Below are 22227 nucleotides of genomic sequence, written 5' to 3'. Positions count from 1 at the left end.
CGGTGAGCCTCGGAAACCTGGAAACTATATTTATTCGGGAAAGCTTACTTTCAGGTTATTCTGAAGTTGTATTGAAGATAGCCGCCGATTTTACCGGCAGCGGTTGAGCGGATAAGCCCGCACCAGGAACGTGCAGGCTTCCCTTGAAGGCGATCAGCTCAACGGCGCGAACCGAATGGACGCAGCGCCATATGACGATTGACATCCTTGTAGAGCAGATAGCGGAACGGGCCTGGACCTCCCGCATAACAAGCCTGCGGGCAGAAGGCGCGCAACCACATGAAGTCGCCGGCCTCGACTTCGACCCAATCCTGGTTCAAGCGATAGACGGCCTTCCCTTCCAGCACATAGAGGCCATGTTCCATGACATGGGTTTCCGCGAAAGGAATGACGGCACCCGGCTGCAGGGTGACGATCGTCACGTGCATGTCGTGCCGCAGGTCGGACGGATCGACGAAGCGGGTCGTTGCCCAGCGGCCCTCCGTACCCGGCATGGCTGATGGCGTAATGTCCTTCTCGTTCAAGATAAGCGGCTCAGGATGGGCCAGCCCCTCGACGGCCTCATAGGCCTTGCGAATCCAATGGAAGCGGGCATGGGCGCCGGAGCGATTGTGCAGCGACCATTTCAACCCCGGTGGCAGGAAGGCATAGCCGCCCGGTTGAAGAACATGCTTGCCGGATGGCAGCGTCAACTCGATCTCGCCATCGACGACAAACAGCACGCCCTCGGCCTCGGCATCCTGCTCCGGACGGTCACTGCCGCCACCTGGCGCCACCTCCATGACATATTGCGAAAAGGTCTCGGCAAAACCCGAAAGCGGCCGGGCGATCACCCAGCAGCGCGTCACGTTCCAAAAGGGCAGATAGCTGGTGACGATGTCCTGCATCACACCCTTCGGAATGACCGCATAGGCCTCCGTGAATACGGCGCGCCCCGTCAGCAGGTCGCTTTGCGGCGGATGGCCACCCAAAGAGGAGTAGTATTTTCTTTCCATTATCGAAGCCCTTCATTCTTATCGTTTCGGGAGGCTGAGACATGTACCTCCCTGTCGTATCGCATAGCATCGGAAGTCGGAATGCTGCGTTACGTTGCCCTCGCCGTCTCCAACAATTTCTCGATCTCAGCGTAACCTCAACTGCGCGCATGCTGCAGCGGCGTCACCGAGAATGACCTTATCCCGTTGGAAGCTCCCCAAAACCCTATCAGGGAAGCCGGCTTCGGAAAATCGAATATCCGAGCCCTGACCGCTAAGAAAATGAAAACAGTTTCAGGTTTTTGCGCGGCAATACCGGGCATTGGTTTCAGCCCGGCACCTGCGGCTTCTGCCGCCAGCCCATGTCTGCGACCAGGACAGTGGGCGGGATAGAACCGATCTGCAGGCGCACGCAAAAACCGCAACCGGTGTCCAGGAACGAAACCCGTCCGCCGTGGAGCTCAGCCGCCTTCTTGACCAGGTTCAACCCCAGGCCAGCACCGGACGAACTGGTGTTGATGCGGCGAAACGGCTCGAAGACACGACCGCGCTCCTCCGGCGGTATGCCGGGACCTTCGTCGCAGACGTCGATCGTACCGCCAGCGCCTACACGAACGATGATCGAGCCCTTACCTCCGGCATGATCGATCGCATTCCGGATCAGGTTGACAACCGCCATTTCAATGGTCGAGGTCTGGATCACGAAGATCGCTTCCTCCGGGCTTGGCTCGAAGTCGAAATCATAGCCCGCATCCATCGCAATCGGCGCAAGGTCAGCAGCGATGTTTTCGACCAGCACATTCAGGTCCTTCTTCTCCGCCCGCAGTTCGACCACCCCGATTGCCTGCATCTCCAGAAGCTGATGAGCGACGCGAGACAGGCGGTCGATATCATCGCGCACCTGCTGGCTGACTTCGGCCTCGGGGAGCAGATCCGCTCGCGTCCGCGCGATCGCAATCGGCGTCCGCAGCTCATGCGCGGCATCGGCAAGAAAGCGATTGTGCCTGTTATATCCTTCGTCCAGCTTCGAAAGGGCATGGTTGAAGGCATCCACAAGGGGAATGATCTCTGTCGGCACCTTGGAACGATCGAGACGGGCCGAGCGTGTATCGAAATCGATCGCCTGCGCCTGCGTTGCCGTTTCCACAAGCCCGCTCAACGACCGTCCGACGGCGCGCGGCGTGACGAGCAGCGTCGCCACGCCGGTTACCGCGAGAATTGGAAAGACGCCGATGAAGATGACGAATGCCAGAGCCGGCAAGACGTTGAGCCAATGGATCTCGCCATTGGGACCTTTGGCAACATCGACCCGCATATTGATCCAAACGTTCAAGCCGTCATTGTCAAAGCCGCGCTCGGTAGCCGCGACAATCTGCAGCTTGCCGACCGAAGTCTCGCGGTTCTCGACCGTGGCATGTGCTCCATTGCCAGCCTCCACCCTCGCCCGATCGATCGTCCACGGGAAGTTCTCATTGAGCGCGGCGGTCGGTATCTCTCCATATTGAAAGAGTATTCCCTTGTGATCCCGGATCATGAACCAGAGCTCGGGATAGCGGCGTTTCAGGTCTGCGACCTCCTGTGTCTCCGCCATCTGCAATTGGCCGTCATCGTCTCTTGTTACCTGCTGAGCGACGACCCGGACGGCCTCTTCATTGGCATCTTCCAGTTCGGGATTTATGATCCAGATCCAGCCGACGAGAAGGACGAAGAAGAGAACGAGAAGGAAGGCCTGCAAGGCAATCAGGCGCCTTATAAGCCCCCAGCGCAACGATCGGCTGCGCTCCGGGTTCATGCCTTGGCCCGGATCAGATAGCCGATGTTGCGCACGGCTCTTATTTCAACCGTGGCCTCAGCCAGAAGCAGCTTCTTTCGAATGCGTGAAATATGCGCATCCAGGGCGTTCGAGCCGATCTCGTCTTCAAGGGCGTACACGGCCTCGACCAGGCTCGGCCGCGTGACGATGCGGTTCGGGCGGCGCATCAGCGTCTCCAGCACCAGATATTCCCGGCGCGGGAATTCGACCAGCGAGCCGCCGACGAAAATGTCGTTGGTTGCCGGATCGACGCTCAGATTACCGAAATTCAGATAACGATCGGATACCGTCGGCCCTCTCCTCTGGAGTGCTCTCAGCCGGGCAAGCAGCTCCTCGATCGCGAAAGGCTTGGCAAGATAGTCGTCGGCGCCGCTATCGAGCCCGTCGACGCGATGATCGACGCTGCCGAGCGCAGTCAGCACCAAGATCGGCACGGGATGCTTGCGTTGGCGCAATGCCGCCACGAGGTCCAGCCCCTCGCCGTCAGGCAGCCGGCGGTCGAGCACAAGGACATCATAGCTTCCGACACGCGCCATAACGTCGGCATCCGCAATGGTGCGGACATGATCGGCGAGCACGTCGCGCCGCCGCAGCGCTTCAAGCAGCGCGCGCGCCATTTCTGGCTCATCTTCAAGAAGCAGAATTCGCAATGACCTTCCCCCAAAGGACGGCCATCACCATCCCCCGCCCCACTGACAGCCAAAGATTGCAGCTACATTACATGCAGAATTGCACAAGTGGCACCAGGAGGATGCCAATGGGTCGCAACCAATAAGACGATGTGTTGGCTCGAAGCCGGAAACCCCATTCGAACAGACAATTGGATCCTTATCGCTGCAGCATGCGCGCCAGCATCCGCCTGATATGATCCTGACCGCCAAAGAAAATCGCTGCAATGATGATCGTTTTGCGTTCCTCGATCGGCAGAAGCCAGACGGCCGCCTTGTCACGCCGCAGGAAGCGGATGCCAGGATAGATATCCGGCCGCAATGTTCCGATATATGGGGTTTCGACCAACCGATTGATTTCCAGGCGGAGCTCGCGAATACGGTTAGCCGCGCGCTCCAGAGCTTCTTCAGCCGAGTCTCCAAGATCGAGATAGGATGCAAACAGATGATCGAAGGTCAGTTCGAAATCGAGATCGGCATCCTTGGAATATTCAAGGCTCCACACGAAGAGCTCGCTGTTTGCGCTCGATCATGCTCTCGATCCGCTCTTCCATCTCCTGAGCGGGGATCTTCGGTCCATCAACGCGACGCTGGATGAGCCTGCGCAGCCCTTCCGTCTCGGCCGCTTCGGCTTCCGTTTTCTGTCGCAGCAGTTCCAGACCTTGCTGGAGAACGGAGCTCAGGCTGGAATAGCGGCCGGTCTCGACAAGCGAGCGTGCGAACGCATCCTGCTGATCGGTCAACGATATCGACGACTTGACGCTCACGAGACAATCTCCTTCAGGCGCTAAAGTGCTACTCAGTCGCACACATGTCAAGATTTCGTGCGGCGCTACACCGCCCCGAAACATCGGCGCCCCCGCGAGGAAGCCGATTTCGCTCAGGCGGAAGTTGCCTTGCTTTGAAGGGGCGACTGATAGACAACGATCCGAGCGTGGTACGGGATGCGCTCATAGAGGTCGATAACATCCTGATTGATCAGGCGAACGCAGCCTGACGAGGCTGCCTTGCCGATCGAGCGCCATTCCGGCGAGCCATGCAGACGGTAGAGCGTGTCCTTGCCGTTCTGGAAGATATAGAGCGCGCGGGCACCCAGTGGGTTCTTGATGCCCGGGTCCATACCACCATTGGCGACGGAATATTTCGCGAGTTCCGGTTTGCGGGCAATCATGTCGCCCGGCGGCTTCCAGCGCGGCCAATGCTGCCGCCAATGGATGATCCCTTCGCCCTGCCACGAGAAGCCGTCGCGGCCGATGCCGACACCATAGCGCATGGCCGTGCCGCCGCGCTCAACGACGTAGAGAAATCTCGATGCCGTATCGACGACGACCGTGCCGGGTGCCTCGCCGGTCGGATCGGGAACGCGCTGACGATAGAATTTAGGATCCAGCTTTCCATAGGGAACGGCCGGAATGACATGGCCGCCATCAACCACGGACGCATAACGCGCTTCGAGCTCGGGATCCGGTGTAATAATGCTCTGAGGTTCTGACGCCACAGGAACGACGGGCGGCGTGCGAACGGGGGCTGCAATCGGAGTCGGAATAGGGGCTGTGGTGGCACAGCCCGCAAGCGCCGCAGTCGCAGAGATCGATCCCAGCATGAAAGCCCGTCGGGAAAGAGTCTTTTCAGTCTTGGTTGATCGCATTCCTATCCTAACAAGCCCCGCACATTAATATCGCTTCTTCGATTGATGAGGCCGAAGAGGCGACATGTCTCATCATTAAGTGATGATGACCTCATAGCCACTCAGGGCCGATGATGACAAGTTTACCAATACCATGAGCATACAAACTCAATCGGCGAGTGTGTGCCAGAAGCCACAGGGCCTTGCGCTTCCGCGGGCATGTCGAGCACTCGCAGCCACATCGACACTTAAACTTTATGGTTGCATACGTAGAACACAATCGCCCCCAAGAGGCGACATGTACCGCATAGTTACGGAAGAAAAGGCCGGGCAAGATATCGTGCCCAGCCAAGTCCCTCATAACTGCCCGCAAGCAGGCTTTAGAGGTTCCGCGAGGACTCCGCGGCGGATTGATTTTGCTGACGGGATTTGCGCTCGTCGTGCAAGGTCAGATCCCGTTTTGCCCGCGCGCTCGCGGCCTCGATCGGCCCCACCTTTCCCTGCTCGGCAATGGCCGCCCGGGCTCGCTCGATATCGACCATGTAGTCTCGGGCCAGCGGCAGGGCGGAAACATTCTTCGTCAGCTGCAATTGCCAGTTCATGTGCCCCATGCGACGGAAGGCAAGTTCGGACCCGACAAGGTAGAACTCGAACATCCGACAGAACCGCTCGTCATACAGTTTTGCCAGGGTGCTCCTGTTCTTCATGAAGCGGTCGCGCCATTGCTCGAGCGTCTTGGCATAATGGAGCCGCAGGATTTCGATGTCAGTCGTCCAGAGGCCGGATTTCTCGACCACGGACAGGACTTCGGACACCGCCGGCGAATAGCCGCCAGGGAAGATATATTTCGCAATCCACGGATTGGTGCTGCCGGGACCATCGGCCCGGCCGATCGCGTGGATCAGCGCGACGCCGTCCTCCTTGAGCACGGAGCGGATCTTGTCGAAGAAGGTCTTGTAGTGGTTGATCCCCACATGCTCGAACATGCCAACCGACACGACGCGGTCGACCGGGCGCGTCCAGGAGCGATAATCCAGCAGTTCGAACGTGACCATATGCTCGAGCCCGGCGTCCTTCGCACGGGCTTTCGCAGCCAGCAATTGCTCCTCCGAAAGGGTCAGGCCCGTGACGCGCGCGCCAAACTCCTTGGCAAGATAGAGCGCCATACCGCCCCATCCGCAGCCGATGTCCAGAACCTCCAGACCGGGCCGATCGAGCATGAGTTTCGACGCGATATGCCGCTTCTTCTTGAGCTGCGCTTCCTCGAGCGTCTCGTCGCCAACCGGAAAATAGGCGCAGGAATATTGCCTGTCCTCATCCAGCATCAAAGAATAGAGCCGCGCATCGAGATCGTAGTGATGCGCGACATTGCGTTTAGACCGATCCGCAAAATTCAATTGGTCGAGATTTCGCCGCAGCCAACGGATCTTTTCCATCAGTTTCTCGAAAGGATGGGTCCCCCCTTCCATCAAGTTGAGGGCAAGCAGGTCTACCATTTCATAGAGATCGCCGGATCCCGGCTCGATTTCGCCGTCCATGTAGGCCTCACCCAGCGCCAGGGCGGGATTGAGGAGCAGACGCCGCTTGGCGCGGGCGGTATTTATTTTCATCGCTGCACGCGGTTCCGCTCCCGTACCGAAACTGCGCGTGGAACCGTCCGGAAAAGTGACCGAAAGCGTTCCGATTTTGATCAAACGGGAAAGAGCTGCTTCTAGAAACATGACAACTACCTGTTTATCGTTTCCTCGACGGTGATCTCCTGACTTGAGGGTCGCGAAGAATCCCCTATCGGTGTCGAAAGCGTACTACTTAATCTGGTAAAATATCCAGATCATTTGCGACATCAAGGTTGAGTAAACTCAATCGCGATTACAAAGGTGCCCGACACTCCCGGGATCAAGGCTCGACCAGATATAGTAGGCCGGCTCCGTGATTGTGAGACATCTTCCGGCGACAAATAAGGGCCTCCTCCCGGGCATCCACAGCGCCCAGCGCGCTCGCTATCGCCGGAATTTTCCTGATACCGTATGCTTCGCTCCTCAGATGTCGAAGGCACTCGGCAGAACCACAACATCGCGAATCGTCACGTTGCGCGGGCGCGTCAGCATGAAGATGATGGCGTCGGCAACCTCCTTGGGCTCGATCAGGGCGCCGGCTTCCTTGGCCTTGCGGAGGTTTTCCTCCGGCCAGTCGGCAAGCAGGGCGCTGATGACCGGACCTGGAGAAACGGAGCCGACTCGAACACCGCTCTTCAGAAGCTGGCGCCGCATAGCCTGAACGAAACTGGTCATAGCCCATTTCGAGGGCGAATAGACGGGCTCCCAAGGGATCGCCGAATGCCCTGCGACTGAGCTCGTGACGATGATATCGCCCGTCCCGCGCCCGATCATATGCGGCGCGACGGTGCGGACATTCTTGATGACGACATTGACGTTCAGGTTGAGCATCCGGTCTATGGCGTCGAGATTGGCGTCCACCAGGTCGCCGCCAATATAGGTGCCGGCATTCGCATGAAAAATGTCGAGATGCTCGACCTTGGCAAGAATGCCCTCCAGCAGCGCGGCGCACTGCTCCGGATCGAGCAGATCGACGACAAGCGGAATGGCAAGGTCGCCGAGGCGCTCGCACACCAATGCCAAGGCTCTCTCATCCCGATCGACAAGAACAACCTTCGCTCCCGCCGCAATCATGGCTTCAGTCGAGGCGAGCCCGATCCCCGATGCCGCGCCGGTTACCGCGGCGATCTTCCCTTTCAGTTCCTCCATGATCTCCTCCTTCGATCAGCTAGCTATCGTTTGATGGCTCCGCAGGCTGCGTGATAATCCGCAAGGCTGCGGGTGACACGCCATATCAAGACCTGTTCCGGCTCCAATGGCGCATCCGCGAAGTGCCGTGCAGCGGGCATGTGCTGCCAGAACAACGGAAGCGGCACGGTCTTACCACGCAACGCGTCGCATAATCTCTCGACAGCAGCTTGCGCGTCGGATGACGCCCAGTAATAGCGAATGCGATCGGACAGCGAATAATGTCGCAGCCAGCGCTTCTCCGCCTCCGTTCCGTGATAATGCTGGCTCCAGTTTTTCGGCTGCGCGAGCATCAGCGCTTCCATGGCCGCGTAGAGCGGCCGTTCGCCATAGTCGGGCACGAGATCGGAAGCAATGAGATCCAATCCGTAAAGGGCTTCGCGCAATACGAATGTCAACTCGGGACCGACCTTCAGAATGGGGAAGCCGTCCTCGACGAGAGCGGTCAAGGGTGTTGTACCTTGATAGTCGGTCGAATGGGCCTCGAAGACGAACTGAGGCTCGTCGGCCAGGACCGACTTCAGTTCAGCAATCTTGCTGCGATCGTAAAAGATGACATTGTGATTGCCGAACTCGACACCGGGCTGAACGACCAGTCCGATGGCGCGCGTAAACGCCTCCCTCAATCCCGTCTGCTCGAACACGCGGCGATGAATGTCTATCGTCTTACGCGCGGCGGCAGCCGCAGTCGGTTCAATTGTGGTCAGGGCGTGATCTGCGCCGCCCGGTGGCGGAACCTCGGTGCCGATCACATAGACCGGCATAGCCCCGCCGCTTCTCCTAGCCGAAGCCTCCGCCACAGCGGCAAGGCGTGCGGCGCGACGGGCTGTCGTCTCGTCGTCGAGCGCGATCGGTTCGTCCTTGCAGCCCATCGAGGCATCCAGATGTATCTTTCGGAAGCCGGCCTCGACATAGGCGGCTACCATTTTTTCCGCCTCGGCCATCGCTTCTTCGGCGGGGCGATCCCGCCAGGGATTTGGTCCCAGATGGTCGCCGCCCAAAACTACCAGCTCCGACGGACAATCCTCTTCCTCGGCGATATGTTGCACCAGCGCTGCGAAATCGGCCGGTGTCATGCCGGTATAACCGCCTAGATGATTGACCTGATTGCAGGTTGCCTCGATCAGCACTGTGCTTGAATGCAGCCGGCCATGCCGGAGCGCAGCCCTTAGTACGAGCGGATGGGCCGAGCACACGGAGGTGATTCCCGTCGGGCGGCCTTCGGCCCTTAGCCTCGCCAGTTCGCCGAGATGGATCTGCATCAGGAACGCCTTTCAGTGGCTGCGATGAACGCGTCGAGCTGCTCTTTGGTGCCGGCTCCCTCCATCGGGCCGACGACGGTGACATTGCGCGCGCCGGCAGCGGCGGCATAGGTCAAGGCGTCTTTCACGGACATGCCGATACGGCGGCAGGTAAGATAGGCTCCGCCGAAGCAATCGCCGGCGCCGGTCGGATCGACCTCCGTGACGAAAAAGGCCGGTGCATCGATGCGCTCGCCGTCGCAGCCATAATAGGTCGCGCCATTCGCTCCCCGCTTCAGCACGATCTCCTTGACGCCGATCTCGAACAGACGGCGGACCGCATTGGCTTCGCCCTCGACGCCGGCCGCACGCTCCAGTTCCTCTCCGGAGGGCAACAATAGATCGGCCGCGGCAACAAGCCTGGAAAACCGGCGTTCGGTGTTGTCGTCGAGTTTCAATTCCTTGCGGATGTTGGGATCGACGGACAGCGTGCCGCCGCGAGCCTTGACGATGTCGACGGCCTTGTCGATTACCTCGCGCGCACTCGGAACCGACAATGCCGAGCCCATGACATGCAGATGCCCGGCGCGACCGATGAGATTGCTGACATCATCGCTCCAGCCGAAACGCGCGGCTGCCGAGGTCGCGATATTGTAGACGAAGTCGCGAGACCCGTCCTTGCGGTAGCGGACGAAGGCGCTGCCCGTCGGATAATCGGGATCGACCGAAATGGCCGAGATGTCGACACCGTCATCCTTGAGCCTTTCGAGATTCACGCGGCCGAAATCGTCCGTACCGACGGCGCCGATCATCGCCGCGCGGCCCCCGAGCCGCCCGCATTGAGAAATGAAGATTGCCGGAGCGCCGCTGGCGAAAGGACCGATGAGCGGCTGCGCCTCTCTGAAACCGTCACCGACCGTCGTGGCAACGATTTCCACGAGGATTTCCCCAACGCAGACCGTCGGGCCAAGCTGATCGGGAGCCAGTGCTGAACTCATTGCAATCCTGCTTTCGCCACCTGTTGCTCTCAAACCGCCGCCGCGAGTCGTCCGGCGCTATCCTCACCACAAGGCTCATCGTTTTCCAGAAAAAGAAGTGCTGAAGCAACATATATGTTGCCTTTTCCGGCCTGACGAGGATCCTCCTTCCTCCAGAGTCAGCTTTAGAATTTGCGATGATTCAAGCACGATTCCCCGCACTTTCGCGCGCGCCGGGAATAGCCCGCTTCGTTGCCCATAGCCAGGCTCATGTCACGGCAAAACACCGGCATCAGCCGCCTTCGGCGGCTGGCTTACGGTCGGAGAAGAACGATCAGTGAATGGCAGCCGAAGTGGGCGCGTTGATTTTCGTCGACCAGATGCCGACATAGGTCCCGATCAACATAACGGCCAAGTCCTCTGCCGTGTGATGGCCGTCATGAAAGAAATCGAGAGCGGCTGAAACGAGAGTGCTCGAAGCCTTGTCATCTGGCGGCACCTCATAGAAGCTATACCATTGCAATACAGCTTCAGCGAGCATCCGGTATTCGCTTCCTGTGGGAGCGCGATGAGGCATGGCAATCTCCTCCTGATCTTATGCAGCCGGATGTAGCGGACCATCGCAGCAAATCAAGAAGCGGGCAGCTTCCGTCATCTGGCGGACAGAAATTCCTCGACGGTCATGGTTTCGGATTGAACGGAGAAGCGGCGTTCCAGCAGCGTGAGCGCCGCCTCGTGGGCATCATCGTCACCGCTGCAGACGGCGTCCTTCAAAACGATGATTCCATATCCAAGCTCGATTGCACCCAGGGCTGCGGCCAACACGCAGACATCCGTCTCACCGCCGCTGATCACCAGGGTATCGATGCCTTCCTGAGCCAGATTTCGGTGAAGGCGGCCATCGGTCCAGGGCGAATAAGTGAGCTTGTCGAAGATGCGGGCCGGCGGAACGAAACGCTGCAGCGGATCGATAAGCAGCATCAACTCGCGGGGAAGCCGACTGGCGGTCATCATCTCCCATTTCTCGTAGTAATCTTGCCATTTCCCCGGCATGGCGTCCGCCCTGACCGGTGGAATGAAGCGGGTAAAGAGCGTACGTTCGGGAAATCGCCCGGCGACCTCCACCACCTGATCCAGGGTGCGCGCCATCCAAGGCACATGCCATGGCGTCTGTTCGAAGAACATGCGTTGCATATCGATGCAAAGATGCAGCCAGGTCCTCATCCGGATACCGTTTTATCGATCCGCGGCGAACGTGCTTCAGCCGCGATACTTGCCCTCGTTCATGTCTCGCGGATCATAATCGAGATCCCAATCCTTATCGGGCTCGGTCTTTCCGGGCGGCTTTTTGTTCATGGTTGCATCGTCCGATCCCGTAATGACCTTCGGCTTGGCGCTTGCCACACCGTTATTGCGGCTGCTTTTCACCAGCCGCCGGGTTTGGCCCTTTGCATCTTGAGCAGGATCGCCCTTGCTCCTTTCACCGGGATTGTTCGATTTAGGCATGGCGCTGTTCCCATTTTCTCCGATATCGGATCCTGCGCCGAACAGCCGACATGCCGCAATGTTCCCAAAACACCGGAATTTGCCGACCACATCAGGAAGTGATGTGGATCGCGCGACCGCTCACGCAGACGGGAACCTTGGGGCGCCGCCGATGTTGGGACGCGGACACGTAGATCGCAGAGGAAGAACGACAATGCCAGCGTCTGACAACGGCAAATACAATGCATTGACCGTGTACATTATCCTGATCGTGGTGGTGGCATGTGCGCTGGTGATCGGCGGCATAGCCTTTTATGACGGCGAACCTCAAAGGCCAGGCCAGACGTCCCCCCATGCTCTCGATCAAACTCAATGAAAGCCGAGACTTCGTTCAAGGCAACTCCGCGTCCGGAACCCGCTGCCGTCTATTGATCGGCTGGCTTGTCGTCAACGCGTGACTCCAAAAACAAATCCGATGGCCGCGGCCGCCAAGAGCGAAGCGATCGGCCTTTCGCGAATTCGCCGCTCGATTCCAAAGGCTGCAAGTTTGTTGTTCGATTGTTCTTGAGAGCCGGGCCGCTCCTCCTCAAGGCCGGCGCCGCCAGCGACGGCGGTATGCGTCAGGGAAGCAGGATCCGAGGCTGGAAACGTGCCCTCAAGCGCTTTGTCCAGTTCGTTTGCCGGCCTGCTTCTTTGCTGCTTCTGCTCCTTTCGCAAGGATTGAACCGCTGGTGACTGATTTTGCTCGGGCATTTTTCGCTCCGTTAACAACAGATCAAATCTGAATATGCTCAGTAAATGCAGGCCGCCGGTTAAAAGGCTCCCACCTGACGCAACGGCGATTCGGAAGATTTGTTCCAGCAGCTCGATCGCGCCACGGGATCTCCTTATATACGGCGAATGGCAAGTCCGTTTGCCGAGATCCGATGTAGTGCGACAACACACCGATCCTCATGGCGGGAGTAAAGGCATGCGCCGTTACCATCATCTTGTCGAAGGCATTCTCCAGCCGGAGGAGATCGATCGGCTGCAACGGATTTTCGACGTTTTGATCGCTCAACCATGGTTCGATTTGAATGATTTCAACCGCGAGGCCTTTGCCCTGGAGCTTATCAAGCTTTATCGCAGCGGCGTGGTCGATTTCACCAATCTTCATCAGCTTGGCGCTTTAGCGGCCATTGCTTCCTTCAGCCGGGACATGCCGGAGGAAGAACGTCAGGCTCTCAATCTTCTATACCGCGCAAGCTGATTGGAAGGTGGCTCGAAGCTAACGGAAGACACGCCGGCTCCGCGCACTGCCCTTTTCGCAACCCTCCGCCTCCCGGCTTCAGGGCGGATAATCAGCGGTCGACTTGCGTGGGGAGGATTGTGTCGACGGACACATCGCCCTCCAGCACGCCCCGTTTCAAATCGGTTCGGCCGCGAGCGATCTCGATCACGGTGTAAAGCTTGTCATCGCGAAACGCGCTCGCGTTACTGGTGGTCACATCTTCGGCGGGGGCGGCATCTACCTCCATAAAATCGAGCTCCCTGCCCGTCGCCACGATGCGCGCGTCACCCGAGCTTCTGGCAGCCACGATGATCGCGCCCTGATTGGGAGCATTGTCCCAGCGTGGATCGTCCGGGGCCGCGATGGGTTCCAAGCGATAGATATTCAGTGTCTCCGTGCCGTCGCCTGGTGAGGAGAGCGCCGCCGCATCCCGCAACTGAGCCTTGCTCTCGACGGATCGCCCGAAGGTGGTTCGGCTGGTTGCATTGTTGACATCGTCAGTTCCCGTTCGCGAAACATTCGACATGGTGTTCTCCTTTTTCTTTCCCGCGTCTGTTTTCTAACTGCCTCGCAATCGAATTGGTTCCTGAATCTCCAGGTTCATGGCCATGATGAAGGAGGCCGCGAGAGATCGATGAGGGAGTAAAGATCCGCGCCAAGCCACGACGCTTGCAGACCTCATCTGTGTGCCGGAGATAGCTGCGAGAGCGCAAATGAATTGGGCGAGTGCTCAAACTTTAGCTTCATATTCGGCGGAAGGCCTGAAATAGCGGCAATTCGCGAAATGGCATGATGATTGCTTCGCCTCTTTCATCAAAGAGAGGCACCGCATCATGATATCATTCCTTCTTGTCCTCCTGTGCATCGCAATGGGGTTCAGCTGGAACGGCTGCTTGTCTACATTGAGCTTGGAGCCGCAGATGTCGCGAACGCAGATCGCGCTCGCGACGGCTTCGACCAGTATTTGCGTGTCCGCAATCGGACTGGCCTTTCTTGACCGACAGCTAATCGTCGGCCTTGCGGTCATTGGAGCCGGCGCCGTTCTCGCATGGATCGTGGGAAAACGGCTTTCCATCCAATGGTCGTTGCTTATTTCGGCGATCGCCTTTGCGATTTACATGCACGGTATCTTCGGCTGAAGGTGACGATGAACTATTCAGACCTGACAATCCTAGTTATCGACGAAAATGCGATACGGGCTTCCATCATAGAGGAGGGGCTGATCGAGGCCGGTCATACCAATGTGACGGTCATTCATGAGGTTCAGGGCGTGGCGCGCACCATCGAAACGCTCAAGCCCGACGTGATCATCATCGATATCGAAAATCCCAATCGCGACATGATGGAACACCTGTTCCAGCTGACACGCAGCGTCAGCCGCCCGATCGCCATGTTCGTCGACCGTTCCGATACCGCGCAGATCGAAGCGGCGATCGAGGCCGGCGTATCGGCCTATGTTGTCGACGGCTTGAAAAAGGAACGCGTCAAGTCGATCCTCGATATGACGGTCAGCCGCTTCAACGCTTTCAGCAGGCTGCAACGAGAGCTCGCAGAGGCAAAATCGGCGCTCGAGGAGCGCAAGGTGATCGAGCGGGCCAAGGGAATCCTGATGAAAATGCGCGGCCTGTCGGAGGAGCAGGCATTCACGCTGCTGCGCCAGACCGCCATGAACGAAAAGAAGAAGATGTCCGAAATTGCCCAGAGCGTCGTGACTGCGGCCGGGCTCTTGATGTGACGGGCAAGGCAGGGAGAAGCCGGAGTGAACATGATCGGTAAAATCAAGCAGTCGCAGAACAAGCTCGCCGCGCCGGCCGGTATCGGCACTGCAGGTTCCAAGGTTGTGCGCGCCGGTTTCATTCCGCTTCTCGATGCCTCGGTACTGATAGCCGCCGCCGAGTTCGGATTTGCAAAGAGGGAAGGTCTGACGCTTGATCTCGTCAAGGACGTCTCCTGGGCGAACGTCCGCGACCGGCTGGCCTTTCGCCAGTTCGACATTGCCCACATGCTTTCGCCGATGCCGGTCGCATCGATGCTCGGGCTCGGCTCGAATCCGTCCCCGACCATCACTCCTTTTTCGCTCGGGCGCGGCGGAAACGCCATCACACTCTCGACGCGGCTCTTCGACCGCATGCGTGAAACCACCGGCATTTCCGAACAGGCCAGCGCCCTGGAGAATGCAAGGGCACTCTGCAAAGTGCTTGATGTCATGAAGGCGCATGGGCAAGCCATGCCGGTATTCGGCGTTACCTATCCCTTTTCGTCACATAATTACGAATTCCGCTACTGGCTGGCGGCGGGTGGAATAGACCCGGATCGCGACGTGAAACTTGTTGTCGTCCCCCCGCCCCTTACGTCGGATGCGCTTGCCGCCGGTGCCATCGATGGCTTCTGCGTCGGCGCTCCGTGGAATATGGTCGCCTGCGAACGCGGCGTTGGCCGCATCGTTGCCGCCAAGCAGGATATCTGGCCATCCGCTCCGGAAAAGGTCGTCGCCATGCGCCCGGAATGGGCCGAAAGCCAGCCCGAGACCGTCTCGCGCCTCATTGTAGCGCTGGATGCCGCCGCACGCTGGTGCGACGATCCAGGCAATCATGACGCGCTCGCCGAAGCTCTCGCGGACCCGCGCCTCATCGCTGCACCGGTCGATATCATCCGGCATGTACTGGCCGGAGAGTTCAGTCTGGATGCCAGGGGCAATCGACGCGTCATCCCCGGCTATTTCAATTTTCATCACGACTTTGCAAACTACCCAAAACCAGGCCATGCCTTATGGATCTACAGCCAGATGATCCGCTGGGGGCAGACGGTCCTCAGCGAGGAGGGCGTGCGTTTGGCGACCAGCGCCTATCGGCCGGATCTCTATCGGGCAGCGCTCGGCATCGGCCCCGAGGAGCCGGACATCGGTATCGAGGGCGACAGTCAGACGGATCGATTTATGGACGATCACATTTTCGATCCCGCGGACATCTCCGCCTATATCCGCAACTTCACCGTCCGCAGCGATCTTCGCCAAAATACCGATAGTGAGGAAATCTGAGCTAAGGGTGCGCGCTGCATAGAGTTTGCGCGCCAAAATTTCGCAGGCGCACAAAAATGTTGCAGGCGAGATGTATTGGCCAAACCGCCAATGGCACCCTGCAAGGAAAATTCATAAGTCACCTCAACGGCTTATCTGTCTTTTTCAGACTTGGCATGCCGTTTGCTTCGTAAATTTTGCATCGGTCAACGGCGACCGAAGCAGCCGGGTGCACCATAGGCGCCCGCAAAAGACATCGACGTCGCAAGGTTTTTGCTGCCCGGGACATTTCCTCCGTCCTGAAGGCGCGATTACCGAGCGGCGTTTTTTTATGTCCAAAATCAAGAGAGATCAGCAGAGGGAACCTGCGAATGACAAAGTTTTTGACGACCGCGATCAGCCGTCGCAGCATGCTCAAGACTACCGCAACGGCTGCACTCGTCAGCGCGGTCAGGTCGGCATTTCCTTCGGGTGCTTTTGCGGCGGCCGCTGGCCCGGAAGTCAAGGGCATCAAGCTTGGCTACATTGCGTTGACGGATGCCGCCCCCTTGATCGTCGCCAAGGAGAAAGGCCTCTTCGAGAAACACGGGCTGCCTGAAGTCGATGTCGCCAAGCAGGCATCCTGGGGCGCCACGCGTGACAACCTGGTCCTAGGGGGCGCCGCCAATGGCATCGACGGCGCGCATATTCTCTCGCCGCTCCCCTATCTCATGCACACGGGGAAGGTGACCCAAAACAGCAAACCTGTTCCGATGGCGATCCTTGCCCGTCTCAACCTCGATAGCCAGGGCATTTCAGTCGCCAGGGATTATGCCGCAACGGGCGTCCAGCTCGATGCTTCCAAGCTGAAGGAAGCTTTCGCGAAAAAGAAGGCCGCCGGCAACGAAGTCAAGGTCGCCATGACCTTTCCGGGCGGGACCCACGATCTCTGGATCCGCTACTGGCTTGCAGCAGGCGGTATCGACCCGAACAAGGACGTCTCCACCATCGTGGTCCCCCCGCCGCAGATGGTCGCCAACATGAAGGTCGGCAATATGGACGCCTTCTGCGTTGGCGAACCGTGGAACGAGCAACTCGTCAACCAGGGCATCGGCTTTACCGCGGCGACCACCGGCGAACTCTGGAAACACCACCCGGAAAAGGCGCTCGGCCTGCGTGCCGAATGGCTGGAAAAGAACCCGAATGCGGCAAAAGCTCTGCTGATGGCGATCATGGAAGCGCAGCAGTGGGCCGACAAGATGGAAAACAAGGATGAAATGGCCGAAATCCTCGGACGCCGCCAATGGTTTAATGTGCCGCCGAAGGATGTTGCCGGCCGCCTGAAAGGCGACATCAATTACGGCAACGGCCGCGACGTGAAGGCCACCGATCTCTTCATGAAATTCTGGCGCGACAACGCGTCCTATCCGTTCAAGAGCCATGACGCCTGGTTCGTCACGGAAAACGTCCGCTGGGGCATGTTTGCGCCGAATACCGACATCAAGACACTGGTCAATCAGGTTAACCGGGAAGATGTCTGGCGGGACGCCGCAAAGGAACTCGGCGTGGCTGCAGCCGACATCCCCGCTTCGCCGTCGCGCGGCAAGGAGGTGTTTTTCGACGGCAAGGTCTTCGATCCGGAGAACCCATCGGCCTATCTCGACAGCCTGGCGATCAAGGCCGCCTCGTAAGAGGTCCGCTTTCGGTGCGTCTCGGCGCGCCGGCCTCATTTCTCGACACTTTCAAAGGAGCGCGCTGATGTCCGCCCTGGCAAAACAAGAAAAGCTAACCGCGGTCGCACCCGCAAAACCCGAGCCGAACATCGTGCCGTTCTCCCGCAGGCATGTTGCAAGATTCGATGTGAGGACTATCGCGGCCATGCTGGCGCGCAGCGTCTTGCCGCCATCCATAGTGCTGGCAGTGATGCTGCTCGTCTGGCAGGTTCTCTGTTCGTCGCCGACCGCCTCGCTCCCCTCCCCCTATGTCGTGTGGACGGAAGCCTACGATCTGATCGTGTTTCCCTTCTTCAATAACGGTTCCCAGGATATCGGCCTTGGCTGGCGCGTGCTGGTTTCGCTGCAGCGCGTTGCCTATGGCTTCGGGATGGCGGCCGTGGTCGGCGTGATGATCGGCGCCATCATCGGCCAATCGGTCTGGGCCATGCGCGGCCTTGATCCGATCTTTCAGGTGCTGCGCACCGTGCCGCCGCTTGCCTGGCTGCCCTTGTCGCTCGCCGCCTTTCAGAATGCCAATCCCTCGGCCATCTTCGTGATTTTCATCACCTCGATCTGGCCTGTTATCATCAACACCGCCGTCGGCGTGCGCAACATTCCCGAAGATTACCGCAACGTCGCCAAGGTGCTGCGACTGAACCCCCTCGAGTTCTTCTTCGAGATCATGTTGCCTTCGGCAGCACCTTACATCTTCACGGGCCTGAGGATCGGCGTCGGACTTTCCTGGCTTGCCATCGTCGCAGCCGAAATGCTGACCGGCGGCGTCGGGATCGGCTTCTTCATATGGGATGCGTGGAACTCGTCGCGCCTTCCCGACATCATCGTTGCCCTCGCCTATATCGGCGTTGTCGGCTTTGCCCTCGACAAGCTGGTGGCGGCGGCCGGCAAGATCGTCACCCGCGGCGCTTCGGCAAACTGAGGAGGATATGATGAACGCGTATCTCAAGCTCGATCATATCGACAAGCATTTCGACCGCGCCGGCGTGCGGACAGAAGTTTTGACGGACATCAACCTGACGATCGAAAAAGGCGAATTCGTTTCGATCATCGGCCATTCCGGCTGCGGCAAGTCCACCCTGCTCAATCTGATCGCCGGGCTGACGCCAGTCTCCAAGGGAGCCGTTCTCCTTGAAAACCGCGAAGTCAACGCGCCGGGGCCCGAACGTGCCGTCGTTTTCCAGAACCATTCGCTGCTGCCCTGGTTGACGGTTTACGAAAACGTCCACCTCGCCGTTTCCAAAGTCTTCAAGGCCGCAAAATCAAAAGCCGAAAAGCACGACTGGGTCATGGCCAACCTCGATCTCGTCCAGATGGCGCACGCCAAAGACAGGCGCCCGTCGGAAATTTCCGGCGGCATGAAGCAGCGCGTCGGCATTGCCCGCGCGCTGGCGATGGAGCCGAAGATCCTGTTACTCGACGAGCCCTTCGGCGCGCTCGATGCGCTGACCCGCGCCCATCTGCAGGATGCGGTCATGGAGATCCATTCGAGACTCGGCAACACCATGGTGATGATTACTCATGACGTGGACGAGGCAGTGCTCCTGTCCGACCGTATCGTGATGATGACCAACGGCCCGGCCGCCCGCATCGGTGACGTGCTCGAAGTCGCGATCGAGCGCCCGCGCAATCGCATCGCGCTCGCCTCGGACCGGACCTACCTCAAGTGCCGCGAGGCGGTGCTGAAATTCCTCTACGAGCGCCATCGCTTCGTCGAAGCTGCGGAGTAAGAACCCATGCAAGAACCACGCGTTGAAAAACTCGTCATCATCGGCAACGGCATGGCGCCAGGGCGCATGCTGGAGCATCTGTTCGAACAGGCACCCGGTCGCTACAGCGTTACGATCTTCAATGCCGAACCGCGCGTCAATTACGATCGCATCATGCTGTCGCCGGTCCTGTCCGGGGAGAAGGATTACGAGCAGATCATCATCCACGGCGATGGCTGGTACATCAAGCACGGCATCACCCTCTACAAGGGGCACAAGATCGTCGCCATCGACCGGGTGGCAAAGACCGTCACCTCTAATCACGGCGTCACCGAGAGCTACGACAAGCTGGTGATCGCCACCGGCTCCGTTCCCTTCATTTTCCCCGTTCCGGGTAAAGACCTTCCCGGCGTCATCACCTATCGCGATCTGGACGACGTGCAGGCTATGCTGCTTGCAGCCCAATCGCGCGAAAAGGCTGTCGTCATCGGTGGCGGCCTGCTCGGCCTCGAGGCGGCTGCTGGCCTTGCCCAGCGTGGCATGGACGTCACGGTGCTGCATGTCATGCCGACGCTGATGGAGCGTCAGCTCGACCCCGCAGCCGGCTACCTCCTTCAGAAGGCGGTCGAGGAACGTGGTATAAAGGTCATCTGCAAGGCCAATACGAAGGCCATCATCGGCAATGACAGGGTCGAAGGTGTCGAGCTCGACAATGGCACGATCGTGCCCGCGACCCTGGTCGTCATGGCAGTCGGCATTCGGCCGAATGTCAGCCTCGCAAAAGAAGCCGGCCTTGCAGTCAACCGCGGCATCGTCGTCGATGCCGGCATGCAGACCTCGGACGGCAATATCCTTTCCCTCGGCGAATGCGCGGAGGTCGGCGGCATGGTCTACGGCCTCGTCGCGCCTCTTTACGAGATGGCTCGCGTTGCCGCTGCGCGCCTGGCCGGCAACAGCGAGCCGGAATTCGTGCATTCCGACACGCCGACCAAGCTCAAGGTTACCGGTATCGATCTTTATTCCCTCGGCGATTTCGCCGATGGCGATGACCGGCAGGAGATCGTGCTGCGCGACGCGACTGCCGGCGTCTATAAGCGTCTTGTGCTGAAGGACAACCGCATCATCGGAACGGTTCTTTACGGCGAAACAGCCGACGGGGCATGGTTCAACGACCTGAAGAAGAGGGCCGTCGATATTTCTCCGATGCGCGACACCCTGATTTTCGGCCAGGCCTATCAGGGGGGAACTCCGCTGGACCCTATGGCGGCCGTTGCAGCCTTGCCGGATGATGCGGAGATCTGCGGCTGCAACGGCGTCTGCAAGGGCAAGATTACCTCGACCATCACAACCAAGGGGCTTTCCTCTCTCGATGACGTGCGCGCCCACACCAAGGCCTCGGCCTCCTGCGGCTCCTGCACCGGCCTCGTCGAGAAGCTGATGGTGCTGACCTTGGGCGACAGCTACAATCCCGCTGCCGTCCAGCCGATGTGCTCATGCACCGAGCTTGGCCACGACGACGTGCGTCGTCTCATCAAAGCCAAGGGTCTGAAGACCATTCCGGCCGTCATGCAGGAACTCGAATGGAAAACCTCCTGCGGCTGCGCAAAATGCCGCCCGGCGCTCAACTACTATCTCGTCTGCGACTGGCCGGACGAATATGCCGATGATTACCAGTCGCGTTTCATCAATGAGCGCGTCCATGCCAATATCCAGAAGGACGGGACTTATTCGGTCGTTCCACGCATGTGGGGAGGCGTGACCAGCTCCAAGGAGCTGCGTGCCATTGCCGACGTCGTCGATAAGTTTGCAATCCCGATGGTGAAGGTCACCGGCGGGCAGCGCATCGACCTTCTCGGCGTCGAAAAGGAAGACTTGCCGGGTGTCTGGGCCGATCTCGGCAAGGCGGGCTTCGTTTCCGGCCAAGCCTATGCGAAGGGTTTGCGCACCGTGAAGACCTGCGTCGGCTCCGATTGGTGCCGTTTCGGCACGCAGGATTCCACCGGCCTTGGCATCCGGATCGAGAAATTCATGTGGGGCTCTTGGACGCCGGCAAAGCTCAAGATGGCGGTCTCGGGCTGTCCACGCAATTGCGCCGAGGCGACCTGCAAGGATATCGGCGTCATCTGCGTCGACAGTGGCTTCGAAATCCATTTCGCCGGTGCTGCCGGTCTCGACATCAAAGGCACAGAGGTTCTCGGCCTCGTCAAAAGCGAGGATGAAGCGCTCGAACATATCGTAGCGCTGACGCAGATGTACCGAGAGCAGGGCCGCTATCTCGAACGGATCTACAAGTGGGCCAAGCGCATTGGCCTTGACGAGATCCGCCGCCAGATCATGCAAGATCACGAGAAGCGCAAGGCCTATTACGAGCGCTTCGTCTTCAGCCAGAAGTTCGCGCAGGTCGATCCCTGGTCGGAACGCGTTTCCGGCAAGGACAAGCACGAATTCCAGCCGATGGCGACAATCAGCTTCCCGCAAGCCGCGGAGTAAGGAGATGGACATGAACTGGCCAAAGGAAGGCTGGCACCCAATCGGCGATATCTCGGACATTCCGCTGCGGGGCGCCCGCTGCGTAAAGACGCCACAAGGCAAGATCGCCGTGTTCCGTACGGCGGAAAACGAGGTCTTCGCTATCGAGGATCATTGCCCACATAAGGGCGGGCCGCTCTCCCAGGGCATCGTTCACGGCACGGCCGTGACCTGCCCGCTGCACAACTGGGTGATCTCGCTCGAAACCGGCAAGGCGCTCGGGGCCGATCAAGGCGCGGTGCGGACCATTCCCGTCCGCAACGAAGATGGCGCGCTGTTTATCGCGCTCGAAAGCCTGATGATGGCGGCGGAGTGAGGATGACGGCGCGCGGGAAAAGTCACCCCCCTCTGTCAGCTTCGCTGACATCTCCCCCACAAGGGGGGAGATTGGCCGGAGCGAGAAGC

Annotated in this window: 25 protein-coding genes; 10 read left to right on the top strand and 15 right to left on the bottom strand. The window is 59.2% G+C overall.

Features of this window, described 5'->3' with window-relative positions; genetic code table 11:
• Positions 1 to 158: 158 nt before the first annotated feature.
• The 13 genes from AC13RE_RS21345 to AC13RE_RS21285 all read right to left on the bottom strand — a co-directional run bounded on the left by AC13RE_RS21345 (position 159) and on the right by AC13RE_RS21285 (position 11610).
• Positions 159 to 995, bottom strand: a complete 837-nt coding sequence (locus tag AC13RE_RS21345; RefSeq protein ID WP_488564399.1) for a bifunctional allantoicase/(S)-ureidoglycine aminohydrolase — start codon at positions 993 to 995, stop codon at positions 159 to 161.
• Positions 996 to 1302: 307 nt separating this feature from the next.
• Complete coding sequence (locus tag AC13RE_RS21340; protein ID WP_488564398.1) at positions 1303 to 2766, bottom strand: sensor histidine kinase; 1464 nt, start codon at positions 2764 to 2766, stop codon at positions 1303 to 1305.
• On the bottom strand, positions 2763 to 3437 hold the full coding sequence (locus AC13RE_RS21335; protein WP_132717852.1) for a response regulator transcription factor: 675 nt from the start codon (positions 3435 to 3437) through the stop codon (positions 2763 to 2765). The genes AC13RE_RS21340 and AC13RE_RS21335 overlap by 4 nt, the downstream gene beginning before the upstream one ends.
• Before the next feature lie 178 nt (positions 3438 to 3615).
• Positions 3616 to 3960 carry a type II toxin-antitoxin system RelE/ParE family toxin gene (locus AC13RE_RS21330; protein WP_488564397.1) on the bottom strand — a complete coding sequence of 115 codons (345 nt, stop codon included), beginning with the start codon at positions 3958 to 3960 and terminating at the stop codon, positions 3616 to 3618.
• Positions 3947 to 4222 carry a ribbon-helix-helix domain-containing protein gene (locus AC13RE_RS21325; RefSeq protein ID WP_112336976.1) on the bottom strand — a complete coding sequence of 92 codons (276 nt, stop codon included), beginning with the start codon at positions 4220 to 4222 and terminating at the stop codon, positions 3947 to 3949. Before AC13RE_RS21325 ends, AC13RE_RS21330 begins: the two co-directional genes overlap by 14 nt.
• Before the next feature lie 113 nt (positions 4223 to 4335).
• Positions 4336 to 5103 (bottom strand): L,D-transpeptidase, encoded by a 768-nt coding sequence (locus AC13RE_RS21320; protein ID WP_488564396.1) that lies wholly within the window; start codon positions 5101 to 5103, stop codon positions 4336 to 4338.
• Between the two features lie 359 nt (positions 5104 to 5462).
• Positions 5463 to 6803, bottom strand: coding sequence for a class I SAM-dependent methyltransferase (locus AC13RE_RS21315; RefSeq protein WP_488564395.1), 1341 nt, complete (start codon positions 6801 to 6803; stop codon positions 5463 to 5465).
• Positions 6804 to 7121: 318 nt separating this feature from the next.
• Positions 7122 to 7847 carry an SDR family oxidoreductase gene (locus AC13RE_RS21310; RefSeq protein ID WP_488564394.1) on the bottom strand — a complete coding sequence of 242 codons (726 nt, stop codon included), beginning with the start codon at positions 7845 to 7847 and terminating at the stop codon, positions 7122 to 7124.
• 23 nt (positions 7848 to 7870) lie between these two features.
• A complete protein-coding gene (locus tag AC13RE_RS21305; RefSeq protein ID WP_488564393.1) occupies positions 7871 to 9148 on the bottom strand; it encodes a D-tagatose-bisphosphate aldolase, class II, non-catalytic subunit in 1278 nt (425 codons plus the stop codon).
• Positions 9148 to 10125 carry a tagatose kinase gene (locus tag AC13RE_RS21300; protein WP_488564392.1) on the bottom strand — a complete coding sequence of 326 codons (978 nt, stop codon included), beginning with the start codon at positions 10123 to 10125 and terminating at the stop codon, positions 9148 to 9150. The genes AC13RE_RS21305 and AC13RE_RS21300 overlap by 1 nt, the downstream gene beginning before the upstream one ends.
• Before the next feature lie 313 nt (positions 10126 to 10438).
• Positions 10439 to 10681 carry a hypothetical protein gene (locus tag AC13RE_RS21295; RefSeq protein WP_488482463.1) on the bottom strand — a complete coding sequence of 81 codons (243 nt, stop codon included), beginning with the start codon at positions 10679 to 10681 and terminating at the stop codon, positions 10439 to 10441.
• A gap of 74 nt (positions 10682 to 10755) precedes the next feature.
• The gene (locus AC13RE_RS21290; protein WP_488564391.1) at positions 10756 to 11328 is read right to left on the bottom strand and encodes a cysteine hydrolase family protein; all 573 of its coding nucleotides are present in this window, start codon (positions 11326 to 11328) and stop codon (positions 10756 to 10758) included.
• A gap of 36 nt (positions 11329 to 11364) precedes the next feature.
• Entirely contained in the window at positions 11365 to 11610 is a 246-nt protein-coding gene (locus AC13RE_RS21285; protein WP_488564390.1) for a hypothetical protein, read from the bottom strand.
• Positions 11611 to 11803: 193 nt separating this feature from the next.
• On the opposite strand from AC13RE_RS21285, the gene AC13RE_RS21280 reads away from it, so the two are divergent.
• On the top strand, positions 11804 to 11965 hold the full coding sequence (locus AC13RE_RS21280; protein ID WP_488564389.1) for a hypothetical protein: 162 nt from the start codon (positions 11804 to 11806) through the stop codon (positions 11963 to 11965).
• Positions 11966 to 12036: 71 nt separating this feature from the next.
• On the opposite strand, the gene AC13RE_RS21275 is transcribed toward AC13RE_RS21280, so the two are convergent.
• A complete protein-coding gene (locus AC13RE_RS21275; protein WP_132718595.1) occupies positions 12037 to 12342 on the bottom strand; it encodes a hypothetical protein in 306 nt (101 codons plus the stop codon).
• Positions 12343 to 12559: 217 nt separating this feature from the next.
• Between AC13RE_RS21275 and AC13RE_RS21270 the strand changes: the two genes are divergently transcribed.
• A complete protein-coding gene (locus tag AC13RE_RS21270) occupies positions 12560 to 12838 on the top strand; it encodes a hypothetical protein (protein WP_488564388.1) in 279 nt (92 codons plus the stop codon).
• A 91-nt stretch (positions 12839 to 12929) separates the two neighbouring features.
• Here the strand turns inward: AC13RE_RS21270 and AC13RE_RS21265 are convergent, their stop codons facing one another.
• Complete coding sequence (locus tag AC13RE_RS21265; RefSeq protein WP_488564387.1) at positions 12930 to 13385, bottom strand: hypothetical protein; 456 nt, start codon at positions 13383 to 13385, stop codon at positions 12930 to 12932.
• Between the two features lie 394 nt (positions 13386 to 13779).
• Between AC13RE_RS21265 and AC13RE_RS21260 the strand changes: the two genes are divergently transcribed.
• The 8 genes from AC13RE_RS21260 to nirD all read left to right on the top strand — a co-directional run bounded on the left by AC13RE_RS21260 (position 13780) and on the right by nirD (position 22138).
• Complete coding sequence (locus AC13RE_RS21260) at positions 13780 to 13998, top strand: hypothetical protein (protein ID WP_488564386.1); 219 nt, start codon at positions 13780 to 13782, stop codon at positions 13996 to 13998.
• A gap of 8 nt (positions 13999 to 14006) precedes the next feature.
• On the top strand, positions 14007 to 14594 hold the full coding sequence (locus AC13RE_RS21255; protein WP_132717840.1) for an ANTAR domain-containing response regulator: 588 nt from the start codon (positions 14007 to 14009) through the stop codon (positions 14592 to 14594).
• A gap of 24 nt (positions 14595 to 14618) precedes the next feature.
• Positions 14619 to 15896 carry a CmpA/NrtA family ABC transporter substrate-binding protein gene (locus tag AC13RE_RS21250; RefSeq protein WP_488564385.1) on the top strand — a complete coding sequence of 426 codons (1278 nt, stop codon included), beginning with the start codon at positions 14619 to 14621 and terminating at the stop codon, positions 15894 to 15896.
• A 350-nt stretch (positions 15897 to 16246) separates the two neighbouring features.
• On the top strand, positions 16247 to 17545 hold the full coding sequence (locus AC13RE_RS21245) for a CmpA/NrtA family ABC transporter substrate-binding protein (RefSeq protein ID WP_488564384.1): 1299 nt from the start codon (positions 16247 to 16249) through the stop codon (positions 17543 to 17545).
• Between the two features lie 67 nt (positions 17546 to 17612).
• Positions 17613 to 18506, top strand: a complete 894-nt coding sequence (ntrB, locus tag AC13RE_RS21240) for a nitrate ABC transporter permease (protein ID WP_488564383.1) — start codon at positions 17613 to 17615, stop codon at positions 18504 to 18506.
• Between the two features lie 10 nt (positions 18507 to 18516).
• A complete protein-coding gene (locus tag AC13RE_RS21235; protein WP_132718593.1) occupies positions 18517 to 19314 on the top strand; it encodes an ABC transporter ATP-binding protein in 798 nt (265 codons plus the stop codon).
• 6 nt (positions 19315 to 19320) lie between these two features.
• The gene (gene nirB, locus AC13RE_RS21230; RefSeq protein WP_488564382.1) at positions 19321 to 21783 is read left to right on the top strand and encodes a nitrite reductase large subunit NirB; all 2463 of its coding nucleotides are present in this window, start codon (positions 19321 to 19323) and stop codon (positions 21781 to 21783) included.
• A 4-nt stretch (positions 21784 to 21787) separates the two neighbouring features.
• A complete protein-coding gene (nirD, locus tag AC13RE_RS21225) occupies positions 21788 to 22138 on the top strand; it encodes a nitrite reductase small subunit NirD (protein ID WP_488564381.1) in 351 nt (116 codons plus the stop codon).
• Positions 22139 to 22227: the final 89 nt, after the last annotated feature.

This window comes from Martinezella sp. CNPSo 3959 (assembly GCF_057784355.1).
Note: the sequence above shows the minus strand (reverse complement) of the source record. Positions and strands in the feature narration are given on the sequence as shown.